Genomic DNA, 15499 nt, shown 5'->3' with positions numbered 1-15499 from the left:
ACACCTTGAAAGGGGTGCCCGTCAGTCCCGAACTCGATCCGGTCCATGCGCCGCCGGACAGGATGAACTGACTGAGCACGATCGGCAGCACCAGCGACATCACGGTCGCAAAGAACGGTGAGGCACCCCGATAGAACGACAGCCAGCCGAGCAGCGCTGCGACGGCAGCGGCTGCGGCGACCGCAGCCGACAAGGCCAGCACCACATGGCCCGGAGAAGACCCGCCATGCGTGAAGACCAGGCCGGCCGCGTAGGCACCGATACCAAAGAAGGCGGACTGCCCGAATGTCAGATAGCCCGTGTAGCCCCAGAGAATGTCCACAGTCACCGCGACCATGGCAAAGAAGAAGGCCTGGATCAGCACGTTCAGCAGATAGGTGCCAAACAGCGCCGGGCCGGCGACGACCAGCAGGCCCGCCAGCCCAACGGCCACCAGCACTCCCGGTGCATGGGCTTTAGCCAAGAGAGAACCCCTTCGGACGGACGCGCAGCGTGAGCGCGGCCAGCACGGGGATGGTCAGTCCCCCCAGGACCGGATTGATGAAAGTGCTGACCAGTACCTGGCAGGCGCCAAATGCCAGGCAGGTCATCAGCAAACCGGGCATCGAATGACCGGACACCATGACCAGCATGAAGGCATTGATCAGATAGGGCAGCCCCATGTCGGGATCAACGCTGGACAGCGGTGTGAGCAGCGCGCCGGCCAGGGATCCGAGTGCAGCGCCCAAACTGAAGGTCAGGAAGCGGATCCGGTCGGAATGAATACCGAGCCCGCGCGCGAGGTCCTCGTTCATGATCACCGCACGGGTCTTCACGCCAAAGCGCGTTCCCGACAGCAGCGCCGTCAGCAGCGCGCACACAAGCAGCGCGACCGGGATCAGCAGCAGCCGATAGGCGGAGTAGTCCGTGCCAGCGACGGAGAAAAAAACCCCCTGCAACGGTGTTGCGACGAACTGTGCCTGCCTGCCGAACACCATCACGATGCTCTGACTGATGACGATTGCCAGCCCCCAGGTGGCGAGAATCGCGTCCAGCGGGCGCTGGTACAGCGGGCGCACGATCACCTGTTCGACGCACATGCCGACAGCAACACCGACGGCCAATGCAAGAGGCAGGCTGAGCCAGGGATCGCACTTTTGTTGCGTGACCACGAAGCTCGCGTAGCCGCCCAGCGTCAGCAGTGCGCCGTGCGCAAAGTTGACGATCTTCATCACGCCGAAGATCATCATCAGCCCCGCGGTCACGATGAACAGCACGGCCGCCGTAGTGAGAACGTCCAAGGCCAGAACCATCACGGTCTCCATTCACGTCCATCGGCCAGCGTGTTGCGAGCCCTTACTTGATGTTCGGGCACTGCGCTCCGGGATCGACACCGGGGAAAGTCTGCAAAATCTTGACCGATCCATCGGCCTGGATTTGACCCAGGCGCATCGCCAACGTGGTGTGGCGGCTCTTGTCCATGCGGACCTCACCACGCGGCCCCAGAAAGGACACTTGGCCGAGCGCCCTGATGACCTGCGCGGGGTCGGTGGAGCCGGCTTTTTCGACCGCGGCCTTGTACAGGAAGAAGGCTTCGTATTGCGGCTCGGACAGCTCGTTCGGCACCTTCAAGTCGTTGCCGAAGCGCTTGTGCATCGCCGCAAGAAACTTCTCGTTCTCGGGCGTACCGATGCTGCTCAGATAGGAGCCGGACAGATGGATGCCCGTGGCCACGTCGCCCATGTTCCTGGCAGTGCCTTCATCGATCGCGAGGTTGCCGTAAGGCAGGCTCAAACCGGCGCCTTTGATCTGCTTGGCCAGGGCCACATTGGGCGCGCCGCCAGCGGTGGCACTGAGCAGCGCATCAGGACGCGCCGAGCGGATCTTCGAGAGAATCGGCGTCCAGTCCGTGCCGTCGATGGGCAGGTATTCCTCGCCGATCACCTGGCCGCCGCGCTGTTCGATGTACTTCTTGGTGAAGCCGAGCATGCCACGACCAAAGGCATAGTCGTTGCCGATCAGATAGAAGGTCTTGGCGCCCTTGCTTTCCCGGAAATAGTCCACCATCGGCGCAACCTGTTGTTCGGGTACCCAGCCGTTGACGTACATCCAGGGACTGCACGAGCGGCCCTCATGGAACGAGGTGTAGATGAAGGGCTTCTTGCCACGGGCGACGATGGGCAGCGCCGCATTGCGCGCGGCACTGGTTTCCATCGAGATGATGGCATCCACATTCTTCTGGAAAACCAGCGTGTCGTAGGCTTTCTGCGCGCCGACGGCGCCGGATGCATCGTCGACGATTTCAAGCTGTACCTTGCGCCCCAGGATGCCGCCAGCGGCGTTGATCTCCTCGACGGCAAGCTGCGATGACTGCACGACAGCCGGCGCGACAACGCTGTTGGCGCCCGACAGGCCGACGGCAACGCCGATCCTGACGGGGTCCGCAGCCTGCACCGCCGCAGCCAGTGCGACGGCGACGGCGCCGATGACGATATGCGATTTGAACGAAGTCATGGAATTTCCTTTACAGAGGGTTGGATTTGCCGGTTCCCGGCATGGCGGCGTAGACATCCGTGCGCCGGTCACGCAGCACATGGTTGAATGCGTTGAACATGCGGCCAGACCGGATCTGCGGCAGGTCGATCGCCGCGTACAGGATTTCCTCCTGGTCTTGGCTCGCAGGGCCGGCCAGCGGCCATCCGTCGCTGCCAACGATCAGACTCTGGCCAATGAAGGCTTGCCCACGCTCCGTGCCGATCCGGTTGGCGCAGGCGACCATCAGGCCGTTGCAATGCGCGGCTGCCATCGTGAGGATCGCGGCCATCACCGGCAGCCCCTGCGCTTGCGGCATCGGAACCCAGTTCGTCGGCACGCAGACGATGTCGGCACCTTGTATGGCGGCCAGCCGGAACACCTCGGGAAACCACCCGTCGTAGCAGATGGCGAGCGAGATGCGTCCCACCGGCGTATCAAAGACCGGCACGCACAGTTGGCCTGGCGTGAAAAAGCGGCTTTCGTGGTTCCAGAGATGGAGCTTGCGGTATTTGCCGATGACTCCCGAGGGGTCGAGGAAAATCGCGCAGTTGTAGAGTTGCTGCGCTTCGCGCTCGGCGATCCCGGCAACGATGCAGACACCAAGACGCTGCGCTGCATCCGCCCACGCCTGCGCGCTCTCACCGTGCGGGAGTTCCTCCGCCAACGCATGGGCCTCCTGGCGGTCGGAAAACACGTAACCCGTGTTGCTCAGTTCCGGAAGCACCACCAGGGACGCACCGTTTCTTGCCGCCTCCTCGATGCACCGGATCGACCGCGCAAGATTCTCGCGTTTTTGCCCGATGCGGGGCGCCATCTGTACGCAGGCCACCATGGGGCCATGCATGCCTTGCGCAGCCTTGCCACGCGGAAGGGGGTTCATCTTGCTCTCCAAAAAACAAAAAGCCCCCGGACCGGCGCGGTAGCGCAAGTTCGGGGGCTGCATAGCCTCACATGTTGTAGCGCGGCATTGTTGCCGCTGGTTGCCGAGTGCGCAATGTGCAGCACTGGAAACCGTGGCCGCGAGTCTACGCAGCCCCTGTCCGACCCGTCAATCCCATGCGCCGCATATCAGGGAAAACACCCCGTCCCACCGGCCTCTCATCGTTTCGTGTGGAATCCGGCATGCACGTCTGTGCTTGTGCCTGCCACGTCAATACCACACGAGGCTCGCCAAGCCTTGGCGCGTCCTTGCACGTGGGGAACGTTTTATCCTTGAAAATTCCATAGAATTGCGAATCAAGGATAAATCATGTTCTCCGACCTGTCCCCCAACCAAGCCAAAGCCTTCGTGGATGCGGAGCAGGGCTACCGGGCGCACCGGGACGCTCAGGAGAAAATGCACCCCTACAAGGGCGGGATGCACTGGAAGCACATTGCGGGCAAACAGTACCTCTACCGCACCCTGGATAGCAAGGGCACGGCCAAGTCCCTTGGGCCCCGGTCGGAAGAAACCGAAGCGTTGCACTCCAGCTTCCGTCAGCGACGCAGTGAGCTGGAGCACCGCCTGGTATCACTGGATGCCCGCGTCCAGGAGCAAACGCGCATGGCGCGGGCGCTCCGCGTGGGTGCGGCGCCCCGGGTGCTCGCGGGGGTGTGCCGTGCGCTGTGCGAACACGGGCTCATGGGCAGGAACGTGCTCATCATCGGCACCAATGCCTTGTACGCCTACGAAGCGTTGGCCGGTGTGCGCCTGCAAAGTGACGTGACGGCCACGCAGGACATGGACGTGCTGTTCAAGCACAAGCTCAGTTTGAAGGCCGTGGCACGGAACATGGGGCCAGAGGGCTTTTTGGGTGTGCTCAAGACCGTGGACAAGAGCTTCGAGATCAGCGCGACGCAGCCCTTTCGTGCCATCAACGCGGATGGCTACATGGTGGACTTGATTCGACAAACGCCCACGCCCCCGTGGAAGTCCGAGCCACACAACCTGGGCGCGCGGGATGCTTTCGTCGCGGCAGACATCCCCAACATGAAGTGGATGCTCTCGGCCCCCAGCCTGCGCCAGTTCGTATTGGCTGACAACGGCACGCCCTTCGAGATGGAAGTGCCCGACCCCAGGGCATTCATGCTGTTCAAATCCTGGCTCTCGATGCAAGCCGATCGGGATCCCGTCAAACGGCCTCGCGATGCGCTGCAGGCTCGGCTGCTGTCCGCGTTACTGCGGGAGCGGCTAGCGCAATTCCCGATGGACGGGCCATCGATGAAGACGTTCCCGAAGGTGTTGGTTGAAAGCAGCTACGCAGCACCCATCGACCCACGGCCCGGTCCATCGACGCAAGCCAAGCCGAACGCGACGCGGTCGTCAGGACGCATCCGGGGCACGCACCCGTCCGCCCGAACTTGATGCATGGATTCACGGATTGACGCGAGGCAACACCTGGTCCATCTTCTGCCCGACGCTGAGCACCCGCCCTTTTCACCCCCGACTCCCTCCCTCCATGCAAAGGTCTGCCATGACACAAAAATCCCGATTCCTGATTCCCCTGGCGCTGGCTGCGCTGTTGTCGGCAACGGCGAACGCGCAGGAACTGCTCGTCAAGATCGGCCACACCGGCCCCTTGTCCGGTCCGAACGCGTTCGCGGGCAGGGACAACGAGAACGGCGTGCGCCTGGCGATCGAAGAGCTGAACGCGAAGAAGATCATGGTCACGGGCAAGACGCTGAAGTTCGAGCTGCTGTCCGAGGACGACCAGTGCGACGCCCGCACCGGCGTCAGCGTCGCGCAAAAGCTGATCGACAGCGGCGTCCGGTTCGTCATGGGACCGTATTGCTCGGGTGTGGCGATTCCGGCGTCGCGCGTGTACAGCGAGGGCGGCGCCATGCTCTCGACCGTGGCGACGAACCCAAAGGTGACCGAGAACGGCTACAAGAACCTGTTTCGCATCACGGCCGGAGACTCCCAGATCGGCTCGAACATGGCGATCTACGTGGCCAAGGTGCTCAAGCTGAGCAAGGTCGCCGTGATCGACGACCGCACCGCCTACGGCCAGGGCGTCGCCGAGCAGTTCACCAAGGAAGCCCAAAAACAGGGGCTGACCGTGGTCGGCCAGGAGTTCACCTCCGACAAGTCCACCGATTTCATGGCCATCCTGACCAGCCTCAAAGCCAAGCAGCCGCAGGCGATCTTTTTTGGCGGCTACGCGCCGCAGGCCGCACCCATGGCGCGCCAGATGAAGCAGCTGGGACTGCCGGCCAAGCTGATCGGCGGCGACACCCTGTGCAGCGCGGAAATCGGCAAGCTCGGCGGTGACGCCGTGAACGACACCGTGATTTGCGCCCAGGGCGGATCGATGCTCGACAAGCTCGCCAACGGCCCGTCCTTCAAGGCCAAGTACAAGGCGCGCTTCAACCAAGATCCCGATATCTACGCGGCCTCGTTCTACGACCAGATGCTGTTCATCGGCGACAGCATGCAAAAGATCCAGTCCATCGAGCCGGCCAAGGTCGGCGCGAAGATGTACCAGTCCAGCTACCAGGGCGTGGCAACCACCTATGGCTACGACGACAAGGGCAACCTTCAGCAGGCGCCGATCACGGTGCTGACCTTCAGGAACGCCATGCCCGTGCCGCTGGAGAGCCATTGATTCGGCGCAGAACGTGCAGCGCATACAGATCCTGGATTCGCACACCGGCGGTGAACCCACGCGGCTCGTGCTCGGCGGCTTTCCTGATCTGGGCGCCGGCAGCATGGCCGAGCGCCGCGCGCGGCTCGCGCAGCGGCACGATGCCTGGCGCGCAGCGACGGTGCTGGAGCCGCGCGGCAACGAGGTCATCGTGGGCGCCGTGCTCTGCCCGCCCGTGGACCCGGCGAACGCCGCCGGCGTGATCTTCTTCAACAACACCGGCTACCTCGGCATGTGCGGCCACGGCACCATCGGCTTGGTGGCGTCGCTCGCCTACCTGGGCCGCATCGCTCCCGGCGAGCATGGAATCGAAACGCCGGTGGGCACCGTCAGCACCACGCTGCACGGCGACGGATCGGTCAGCGTGCGCAATGTGCCCGCGTACCGCCTGCACCGCGAACTGGCGGTGCAGGTGCCCGGCCACGGCAGCGTGGTGGGCGACGTGGCCTGGGGCGGCAACTGGTTCTTCCTGGTGTCCGACCATGGCCAGCGCGTGGCCAGCGACAACCTGCCGGCGCTGATCCGCTACAGCTGCGCCATCCAGCAGGCGCTGCTGGCGCAGGGAATCCGCGGCGACGACGGTGGCGCGATCGACCACATCGAACTGTTTGCCGACGACGCGCAGGCCGACAGCCGCAACTTCGTTCTGTGCCCTGGCCAGGCCTACGACCGATCCCCTTGCGGCACCGGCACCAGCGCCAAGATCGCCTGCCTGGCCGCTGACGGCCGGCTGCAACCCGGCGAAGTGTGGCGCCAGGCGGGCATCATCGGCAGCCAGTTCGAGGCCAGCTACACCTTGCACGGCGGCAGGGTCGTCCCCACCCTGCGCGGCCGTGCGCACATGAGCGCCGAGGCCACGCTGCTGATCGAAGACGGCGATCCCTTCGGCTGGGGAATCCGGCTTCCGCAACCCGCCCTTCGCTGATTCCAGGGCCACGCCGGGCCGTGTGCAGCCAACGCGGGACGGTTTCGCGCATGCGCAGGGTACCGGGGGGCTCATAATCGATTTTGAGCAAAACGCCGCGAGCAGAAGCGTTTTTGTTCACCCGTAATCGATTTTGCGCACAGGAGCCATCGCCGTGAAGGATTTTCCCGCCGACCCCGTGGGCGCCGCGTGGCTGGCCATTGCTTGCCAAGTGGAGTCCATGGCCCGGCTGCCGGTGCTCAGCCAGATTGGGGGGCGGCGCGCAACGCGGGGCGACGCCGGGTACCGAAGCATGTGTGGAGCGCCATGACCGAGGCCGTGGCAAAGGTGTTTCGTGACGAGCCGCCGATGCAGCGCGAGATACTCGATCGCTACCGCCCTGCGCGGGTGCGCTGACGGCTGACCCGGCATCGGGGCACTGGAGACGGGCTTTATTCGCGGTGGTACGGGTGCCCGGCGTTCAGCGACCAGGCACGGTACAACTGCTCGGCGAGCAGCACCCGCACCATGGCGTGGGGGAGGGTCAGGTCCGAGAGGCGGATGCGTTCGTGCGCCGCCTCGCGCAGGGCTGGCTCCAGGCCGTCGGGGCCGCCAATGAGCAGCGCCACGTCGGCTCCACCCAGTTGCCAGCCGCGCAGCCGTTCGGCCAGGGCCAGGGTGCTGAGCGCGGTGCCGCGCTCGTCCAGCGCGACCACGCGCGCGCCGCGTGGCAGCGCCGCTTCGATGCGTTTGCGCTCGGCGGCGTAGATGGTTTGCAAGGTCCTGGAGCCGCGCGCCTCGGCCTTCACGGCCCGCAGTTCCAGCCTGAGTTCGGGCGGGAGCCGCTTGGCGTAATCGTCGTAAGCCGTTTGCGCCCAGTCGGGAACCCGTTGCCCGACCGCGACGATCAGCAGCCTCATGCCTGAGCCGTCCGGTGGCGGGGGGCGTGCGCGCGAGTCGCCGCGTCGCGCAGCATGGTGCGACCTCAGCCCTTGCGCACCGGGGCCTTGGCTGCGGGCTTGCGCGCGCCGGACGCTTTTTGGGCCACGGGTTTCTTGGCCGCACCGGCACGCGCAACGGCCGCCGACTTGCGGGCTGGCCTTGCGGGGGCTTTTGCCGCGGGCCTTGCAGCGGCCGCCTTCTTGGCGGGGGCCTTGGCCTTGGTGGCAGTCTTCGCGGCAGCGGCCTTTGCTGCCGGTTTCTTGCCCACCTGATCGGTGGCGGCGGCCGCCGCGGAGACGGGCTTTGCCGCGCCGAGTTTCAGGCGCACCGGCGTGTCGCCCCACAGTTCTTCCAGGCGGTAGTACTGGCGGATCGCGGGCTGCATGATGTGCGCCACGGCGGCGCCGCAGTCCACGATGATCCATTCGGCGTTGTCCTCGCCCTCGACGCGCGGCTTCACGAAACCGGCTCCATGCACCGCGTCGCGCACGCTGGCCGCCAGCGCCCTGGTCTGGCGGTTGGACAGGCCCGACGCCACGATCACCCGTTCAAACAGCGGCGAGAGATGCTCGGTGTTGAAGACCCGGATGTCTTGCGCCTTGACGTCCTCCAGGCCATCGACGATGGCGCGCTGGAGTCGGGTTACGGTTTTTCTGGCAGCGGTTTCCGAGGGGGTCAGGGTGGTCATCAGGCGGTATATGGAAGGGGAATGGGGGAAGGCGTCGGGCCAATATAGCGCGCAACGCAGCGCACGGCCAGTGGAAGTTGTTGTCCCATGCGATGCCGCGCGGGTGTCTGCGCCCGCTCATCCCGGCTCGTCGGCGAGCCAGTCCCGGGGCAGCAGGAAGCGCTGCGTGAGCGCCTCCTCGTCCGGGTCGGTGGCGTCCGGGCGGCGGTACGACCACGACACCAGGGGCGGCATGGACAGCAGGATGGACTCGGTGCGCCCGCCAGACTGGAGCCCGAAATGCGTTCCCCGGTCCCACACCAGGTTGAACTCGACGTAGCGGCCGCGGCGGTACAACTGGAAGTCGCGCTCGCGCGCGCCAAATGGCGTGGCCCGGCGCCTTTCCACGATGGGCAGGTACGCCGCCAGAAAGGCGTCGCCCACCGACTGCGTCATGGCCAGGCCCTGCTCGAAGCCCAGTTCCGAGAAGTCGTCAAAGAACACGCCGCCCACGCCGCGCTGCTCGCCGCGGTGCCGCAGGTGAAAGTATTCATCGCACCATTGCTTGAAGCGCGGGTATTTGTCGGCGCCAAACGGCGCCAGCGCGGCGCGGCAGCAGCGGTGGAAATGCACCGCGTCCTCCTCGAAGCCGTAGTACGGCGTGAGGTCCATGCCGCCGCCGAACCAGCGCAGCGGCGCCTGGCCGGGATGGCCCGCCGCGAGCATGCGCACGTTCATGTGCACCGTGGGCACGTAGGGGTTGCGCGGGTGGAACACCAGCGAGACGCCCATGGCCTCGAACGGCGCACCGGCGAGCTCGGGCCGGCGCTCGGTGGCCGAGGGCGGAAGCCGCGCGCCGCGCACGTGGCTGAAGCCGCAGCCTGCGCGTTCGAACACCAGGCCCTCTTCCATGATCCGGGTGACGCCGTCGCCTTGCAGGGCCGCACCGGGCGGCTTGCTCCAGGCGTCGCTCAGCAAGCGCGCGCCGGCCGGGCCTTCCAGCGCCTCCAGCGCGTCGGCGATGCGCGCCTGCAGGCCCTGCAAATAACCGCGCACGCGGGCCGCGGCGGGCGCCGTGTCCAGGGTCGGGGGGTGTTGTGGTGCGTCGATCATCTGGCGGCGATCGGTCCGTCGATCCATCAGCCCTTGATGGCCCGGAAGCCGATGTCGCGGCGGTACTGCGCGCCGTCGAAGTGGATGCCCCGCGCCAGTTCGTAGACCCGCTGCTGCGCCTGCCGGACGTTGTCGGCCAGCGCCGTCACGCACAGCACGCGGCCGCCCGCCACATGGAGCGCGCCGTCCCGGAGGGTCGTTCCCGCGTGGAACACCACGGCGTCGTCGGCCTCGGCCGGCAGGCCGGTGATGATGTCACCCCGGCGCGGGTCTTCGGGGTAGCCGTGCGCGGCCAGCACCACGCCCAGGGCGGTGCGGCGGTCCCACTGGGGTTCCATCTGGTCGAGCCGGCCATCGGTCGCCGCGCTCAGCAGCTCGAAGAAATCGCTCTTCAGGCGCATCAGGATGGCCTGCGTCTCGGGGTCGCCCAGGCGGCAGTTGAATTCCAGCGTCCTGGGTTGGCCCTTGGCGTCCATCATCAGGCCCGCGTACAGGAAGCCGGTGTATGGAATGCCCTCCTTTTCCATGCCGCGCAGGGTGGGCAGGATGATCTCGCGCATGACGCGGGCGTGCACGTCGGCGGTCACCACGGGGGCCGGCGAGTAGGCGCCCATGCCGCCGGTGTTCGGGCCCTCGTCGCCATCCTTGAGGCGCTTGTGGTCCTGGCTCGTGGCCAGCGCCAGCGCGCGCTTGCCGTCGCACAGCACGATGAAGCTGGCTTCCTCGCCGGCGAGGAATTCCTCGATCACCACGCGCGCGCCGCCGGGCGCCACGCCGTACTGCTTGTCGCGCAGCATGCAGTCCACCGCAGCGTGGGCCTCGTGCAGCGTCATGGCCACGACCACGCCCTTGCCCGCGGCCAGACCGTCGGCCTTGACGACGATGGGCGCGCCCAGGCGATCAACGAAGGCGTGGGCCGCAGCGGGGTCGGTGAAACTGTCGTAGCTGGCCGTGGGGATGCCGTGGCGCAGCATGAAGGCTTTGGAGAAGGCTTTGGAGCTTTCCAACTGCGCGGCGGCCTGGCTGGGGCCGAAGATGCGCAGGCCGTGCGCACGAAACTCGTCCACGACGCCGGCGGCCAGGGGGCCCTCGGGGCCCACCACGGTGAGGGCGATTTTTCCGACTGGGCCCACAGGCGCAGTTCGCGGATATCGCTGAGGTCCAGGTTTTCCAGCCTGGGGTTCAGCGCCGTTCCGCCGTTGCCGGGCGCCACGTACACCCGGGTGAGCCGGGGGGACTGGCTCAGTTTCCAGGCGATCGCGTGCTCGCGGCCGCCGCTGCCGAGAACGAGAACTTTCATGCCCGCCTCCGGCGTGCCACACCGGGCCGGCCATACGCACCGGGCAGGAATCGTTGGGGTTTTTTCTTCATATCTTCATAATATCTTCATCGCTTCACAGTGCAGCGTTGTGATAGACCTCTTGGGCGTCGTCGAGGTCCTCCAGAACGTCGAGCAGTTTCTGCATCCGGGCGGCGTCTTCGCCCTCGAGTTCGACGGTGTTTTCCGCGCGCATCGTCACCTCGGCGAGCGCGGGCGCCAGGCCCGCGGCCTGCAGCGCGTTGCGCACGGCTTCGAAGTCGGCGGGCGCGGTCAGCACCTCGATGGCGCCGTCCTCGCCCGTGACCACGTCCTCGGCGCCGGCCTCCAGCGCCACCTCCAGCACCTTGTCCTCGCTGCTGCCGGGGGCGAAGATCAACTGGCCGCAGTGCTTGAACTGGAAGCGCACCGAGCCTTCCGTGCCCATGCTGCCGCCGTGCTTGCTGAAGGCGTGGCGCACTTCGGCGACGGTGCGCACGCGGTTGTCGGTCATGGTGTCGATGATGATGGCCGCGCCGCCGATGCCGTAGCCTTCGTAGCGGATTTCCTCGTAGTGCAGCCCTTCGGCATTGCCCGTGGCCTTGTCGATGTTGTATTTGATGCGCTCGGCAGGCAAGTTCGCCGCCCGGGCCTTGTCCATCGCCAGGCGCAGGCGGGGGTTGGCAGACGGGTCGCCGCCGCCGCTGCGCGCGGCGACGGTGACTTCACGCAGAATGCGGGTCCAGACTTTGCCGCGTTTCTCATCCTGCCGCCCCTTGCGGTGCTGAATATTTGCCCATTTGCTGTGTCCTGCCACGGGAAGTCCTTTGCGTTGATTGAATCCCTGCCGGGCGCGATTTTACTTTTGCCCGCGTCCGCCCTCCCCCCACAAAATCCCTCGAAATGCGGGCCCCGCTCCTGATGGCCAAGCACGCCGCCACCAGGGCGGGAAAGACCTTGGTGAGCGGTCGGTGACGGTCGGTAATTTCGGTCTACAGTCCACGCAGCGCCCCCGCCGGGGGCATCGCACGCAGCCACCATGATCGACCTGTACTACTGGAGCACGCCCAACGGGCACAAGATCACCCTGTTCCTCGAAGAGGCCGCAATGCCCTACCGGCTCATCCCCGTGAACATCGGCCGGGGCGAGCAGTTCCGGCCCGACTTCCTGAAGATTGCGCCGAACAACCGCATCCCCGCCATCGTGGACCACGCCCCGGCGGACGGCGGCGCCCCGCTGCCGCTGTTCGAGTCGGGCGCGATCCTCCTGTACCTCGCAGACAAGTCCGGGCGCTTTCTCGCGCCCGACCTGCGCGGCCGCAACGCAGCGCTGCAATGGCTGTTCTGGCAGGTCGGGGGGCTGGGGCCCATGGCCGGCCAGAACCACTTTTTCGCGCAGTACGCGCCCGAGCCCATGGCGTACGCGATCGAGCGCTACGTCAAGGAAACCGGCCGGCTCTACGGCGTCCTCGACAAGCACCTGGGCGAGGGGCGCGAATACATCGCCGGGGAATACTCCATTGCCGACATGGCCTGCTACCCCTGGGTCGTTCCGCATGCGCGCCAGCGCCAGGACCTGGCCCAATTCCCGCACCTCGCGCGCTGGTTCGCAGCCATTGCCGCGCGCCCGGCCACGGCGCGCGCCTACGCCCAGGCCCGGACCGTCAACAACCCGCCCGCAATGGACGAGGTGGCGAAAAAAATCCTGTTCGGTCAGGACGCTTCCACCGTGCGGCGCCAGGGCCTGTGAACGGTGGACGATCCCTCGCAGGCGCCCCCCATGATGAACCGCGTCACCGTCGTCACCCATCCCCTGGTCCAGCACAAGCTCACGCTGATGCGCAGGAAAGACGCCAGCAGCAACAGCTTTCGCCGCCTGCTGGGCGAGCTGAGCACGCTCATGGCGTACGAAGTCACGCGCGACATGCCGCTGCAGGACATGCCGATCGAAACCCCGCTGGAAGCCATGACCGGCAAGGTGATCGACGGCAAGAAGCTGGTGTTCGTTTCCATCCTGCGCGCGGGCAACGGCTTTCTGGACGGCATGCTCAACGTCGTTCCCGGCGCCCGCGTGGGCCACGTCGGCCTGTACCGCGACCCGGCCACGCTGCAAGCGGTGGAGTACTACTTCAAGATGCCCTCCGGGATGGACGCGCGCGACGTCGTCGTCGTCGACCCCATGCTGGCCACGGGCAACTCGGCGGCCGCGTGCGTGGACCGGATCAAGCGGCTCGATCCGCGCTCCATCAAGTTCGTCTGCCTGCTGGCCGCGCCTGAAGGCATTCACAGACTGCACAAGGCCCACCCCGACGTCCCCATCTTCACGGCCGCGATCGACCGCGAACTCAACGACCACGGCTACATCCTGCCGGGGCTGGGCGACGCGGGGGACCGCATCTTTGGCACCAAGTAGGCCATGCGTTCCATGGAGAGGGCGCGTCATCGGCGCCGGCGGCTGCACGGGCCGGAGCAGCCGCCCCGGTAGAATCCCCGGCTCCCTCCGACCCCCCTGCCCCGCTCCCACCCCATGGCCCCTACCCAGCAACCCCAGCAGCAATCCCGACGCATGGCGAATGCGATCCGCGCATTGGCCATGGACGCCGTCCAACGCGCCAACAGCGGCCACCCCGGCGCCCCCATGGGCATGGCCGACATGGCCGTGGCGCTATGGGGCCGCCACCTCAAGCACAACCCGGCAAATCCCCGCTGGTTCGACCGCGACCGCTTCGTGCTGAGCAACGGCCATGGATCGATGCTGCTCTACGCGCTGCTGCACCTGAGCGGCTACGAGCTGCCGATGGCCGAGTTGCAGAACTTTCGCCAATTGCACAGCAAGACGCCGGGCCACCCCGAGGTGGGACTCACCCCCGGCGTGGAAACCACCACCGGCCCGCTGGGCCAGGGCCTCGCCAACGCCGTGGGCTTTGCGCTCGCAGAAAAGCTGCTCGCGCGCGAGTTCAACCGCGCGGGCCACACCGTGGTGAACCACCACACCTACGCCTTTCTGGGCGACGGCTGCCTGATGGAAGGCATCAGCCACGAGGCCGTGTCGCTCGCGGGCGCCTGGCGGCTCGACAAGCTGATCGCGCTGTACGACGACAACGGCATCTCGATCGACGGCCAGGTCGCGCCCTGGTTTGCCGACGACACCCCGGGGCGCTTTGCGGCCTGCGGCTGGAACGTGATCGGCCCCATCGACGGCCACGACGCCGACAAGGTGGCAGCTGCGATCACGCAAGCCAAAGAGCAGACCGGGCGCCCCAGCCTCATCGTGTGCAAGACGCAGATCGGCCAGGGCAGCCCGAACCGCGCGAACACGGCCAAGGCGCACGGCGAGCCGCTGGGCGCCGAAGAAATTGCGCTCACCCGCGAAGCCCTGGGCTGGACGAGCGCGCCGTTCGTGATTGCGCGGGACGTATACGCCGACTGGAACGCCAAGGCCCGCGGCAAGAGCGCAGAAATCGCGTGGAAGCAGCGCCTTGGCGCCTACCGCAAGGCTTTCCCGGAACTCGCCGCCGAGTTCGAGCGCCGCATGCAGGGCCGCCTGCCGGCGCATTTCGCGCAACTGGCCGTGGACACCGTGGTCGCCGCGCACACGCAGGGCGAAACCGTGGCCAGCCGCAGGGCCAGCCAGCTGGCGCTCGAAGCCTTTACCGCCGCGCTGCCGGAACTGCTCGGCGGCAGCGCCGACCTGACCGGATCCAACCTCACGCACACCAGGAGCACGCCCCCGCTGCGCTTTGACCCGCAGGGCCAGGTGCTGCAAACCGGGCGCGAAGACGGCGACGGCGGGCAGACCGGCGGGCGCCACATCAACTACGGCGTGCGCGAATTCGGCATGGCCGCCATCATGAACGGCGTTGCGCTGCATGGCGGCTTCATCCCCTACGGCGGCACCTTCCTCACGTTCAGCGACTACAGCCGCAACGCCATCCGCATGGCCGCGCTGATGCGGCTGCGCGTGATCCATGTGTTCACGCACGACTCCATCGGCCTGGGCGAGGACGGTCCCACGCACCAGGCCATCGAGCAGGCCGCGAGCCTGCGGCTGATCCCCAACCTCGACGTTTGGCGCCCCGCGGACACCGCGGAGACCGCCGTGGCCTGGAGCGTGGCGCTGTCCAACGAGGACCGGCCGAGCGCGCTGCTGCTCTCGCGCCAGAACCTGCCCTACGCGCCCAAGCGCAGCCTGGGCGAGATCAGCCGTGGCGCCTATGTGCTGAGCGAACCCGCCGACGTCGGCCTGAAGAAGAAACCCGTGGCCGTGATCATTGCCACCGGCTCCGAGGTGCAGTTGGCGCTGAAGGCGCAGCGCCTGCTGGCCGACCGAAAAATCCCCGTGCGCGTGGTCTCCATGCCCGGCAGCACGGCCTTCGACCGCCAGGACACGCGCTACAAAAGAGCCGTTCTGCCCGCCGGACTGCCGCGCGTGGCGGTGG

At 66.7% G+C, this 15499-nt stretch carries 15 protein-coding genes and 1 pseudogene; 7 read left to right on the top strand and 9 right to left on the bottom strand.

Annotated features, from left to right (window positions below):
• From VTU_RS0102810 to VTU_RS0102795, 4 genes are all read right to left on the bottom strand, one after another.
• Positions 1 to 463, bottom strand: a 463-nt coding sequence (locus VTU_RS0102810; RefSeq protein ID WP_438873573.1) for an ABC transporter permease subunit, incomplete at its 3' end; no start/stop codon positions are given.
• Positions 456 to 1292, bottom strand: coding sequence for a branched-chain amino acid ABC transporter permease (locus VTU_RS0102805; protein ID WP_029554046.1), 837 nt, complete (start codon positions 1290 to 1292; stop codon positions 456 to 458). The genes VTU_RS0102810 and VTU_RS0102805, both read right to left, overlap by 8 nt.
• Before the next feature lie 43 nt (positions 1293 to 1335).
• Complete coding sequence (locus VTU_RS0102800; RefSeq protein ID WP_010100537.1) at positions 1336 to 2493, bottom strand: substrate-binding protein; 1158 nt, start codon at positions 2491 to 2493, stop codon at positions 1336 to 1338.
• 10 nt (positions 2494 to 2503) lie between these two features.
• Complete coding sequence (locus VTU_RS0102795) at positions 2504 to 3394, bottom strand: nitrilase family protein (RefSeq protein WP_050809429.1); 891 nt, start codon at positions 3392 to 3394, stop codon at positions 2504 to 2506.
• Positions 3395 to 3763: 369 nt separating this feature from the next.
• On the opposite strand from VTU_RS0102795, the gene VTU_RS25430 reads away from it, so the two are divergent.
• The 4 genes from VTU_RS25430 to VTU_RS33410 all read left to right on the top strand — a co-directional run bounded on the left by VTU_RS25430 (position 3764) and on the right by VTU_RS33410 (position 7372).
• Complete coding sequence (locus tag VTU_RS25430; protein WP_010100535.1) at positions 3764 to 4858, top strand: GSU2403 family nucleotidyltransferase fold protein; 1095 nt, start codon at positions 3764 to 3766, stop codon at positions 4856 to 4858.
• A 109-nt stretch (positions 4859 to 4967) separates the two neighbouring features.
• Positions 4968 to 6098 carry a branched-chain amino acid ABC transporter substrate-binding protein gene (locus tag VTU_RS0102785; RefSeq protein ID WP_010100534.1) on the top strand — a complete coding sequence of 377 codons (1131 nt, stop codon included), beginning with the start codon at positions 4968 to 4970 and terminating at the stop codon, positions 6096 to 6098.
• A gap of 13 nt (positions 6099 to 6111) precedes the next feature.
• Positions 6112 to 7062 (top strand): 4-hydroxyproline epimerase, encoded by a 951-nt coding sequence (locus tag VTU_RS0102780; RefSeq protein WP_010100532.1) that lies wholly within the window; start codon positions 6112 to 6114, stop codon positions 7060 to 7062.
• A gap of 154 nt (positions 7063 to 7216) precedes the next feature.
• Positions 7217 to 7372: a hypothetical protein gene (locus tag VTU_RS33410; protein WP_169315363.1), complete on the top strand. Its 156-nt coding sequence runs from the start codon at positions 7217 to 7219 to the stop codon at positions 7370 to 7372.
• A 121-nt stretch (positions 7373 to 7493) separates the two neighbouring features.
• On the opposite strand, the gene rlmH is transcribed toward VTU_RS33410, so the two are convergent.
• From rlmH to VTU_RS0102750, 5 genes and pseudogenes are all read right to left on the bottom strand, one after another.
• Positions 7494 to 7961: a 23S rRNA (pseudouridine(1915)-N(3))-methyltransferase RlmH gene (gene rlmH, locus VTU_RS0102770; protein ID WP_010100531.1), complete on the bottom strand. Its 468-nt coding sequence runs from the start codon at positions 7959 to 7961 to the stop codon at positions 7494 to 7496.
• Between the two features lie 65 nt (positions 7962 to 8026).
• Complete coding sequence (gene rsfS, locus VTU_RS0102765) at positions 8027 to 8671, bottom strand: ribosome silencing factor (protein ID WP_010100529.1); 645 nt, start codon at positions 8669 to 8671, stop codon at positions 8027 to 8029.
• Between the two features lie 117 nt (positions 8672 to 8788).
• The gene (gene hemF / locus VTU_RS0102760; protein WP_010100527.1) at positions 8789 to 9763 is read right to left on the bottom strand and encodes an oxygen-dependent coproporphyrinogen oxidase; all 975 of its coding nucleotides are present in this window, start codon (positions 9761 to 9763) and stop codon (positions 8789 to 8791) included.
• Between the two features lie 26 nt (positions 9764 to 9789).
• Positions 9790 to 11063: pseudogene (gene purD / locus VTU_RS25425) on the bottom strand (phosphoribosylamine--glycine ligase).
• Positions 11064 to 11157: 94 nt separating this feature from the next.
• Complete coding sequence (locus VTU_RS0102750) at positions 11158 to 11877, bottom strand: YebC/PmpR family DNA-binding transcriptional regulator (protein ID WP_010100523.1); 720 nt, start codon at positions 11875 to 11877, stop codon at positions 11158 to 11160.
• A 222-nt stretch (positions 11878 to 12099) separates the two neighbouring features.
• Here VTU_RS0102750 and VTU_RS0102745 point away from each other — a divergent pair, with 222 nt between their 5' ends.
• From VTU_RS0102745 to tkt, 3 genes are all read left to right on the top strand, one after another.
• Positions 12100 to 12810 carry a glutathione binding-like protein gene (locus tag VTU_RS0102745; RefSeq protein WP_010100522.1) on the top strand — a complete coding sequence of 237 codons (711 nt, stop codon included), beginning with the start codon at positions 12100 to 12102 and terminating at the stop codon, positions 12808 to 12810.
• A 33-nt stretch (positions 12811 to 12843) separates the two neighbouring features.
• Positions 12844 to 13473 (top strand): uracil phosphoribosyltransferase, encoded by a 630-nt coding sequence (gene upp / locus VTU_RS0102740; RefSeq protein ID WP_010100520.1) that lies wholly within the window; start codon positions 12844 to 12846, stop codon positions 13471 to 13473.
• A gap of 114 nt (positions 13474 to 13587) precedes the next feature.
• The coding region (tkt, locus tag VTU_RS0102735; protein WP_040891763.1) for a transketolase at positions 13588 to 15499 on the top strand (1912 nt) is incomplete at its 3' end.

Source organism: Verminephrobacter aporrectodeae subsp. tuberculatae At4, assembly GCF_000193225.1.
GTDB classification, from domain to species: domain Bacteria; phylum Pseudomonadota; class Gammaproteobacteria; order Burkholderiales; family Burkholderiaceae_C; genus Acidovorax; species Acidovorax aporrectodeae.
This window is presented reverse-complemented; position numbering and strand designations above follow the sequence as displayed.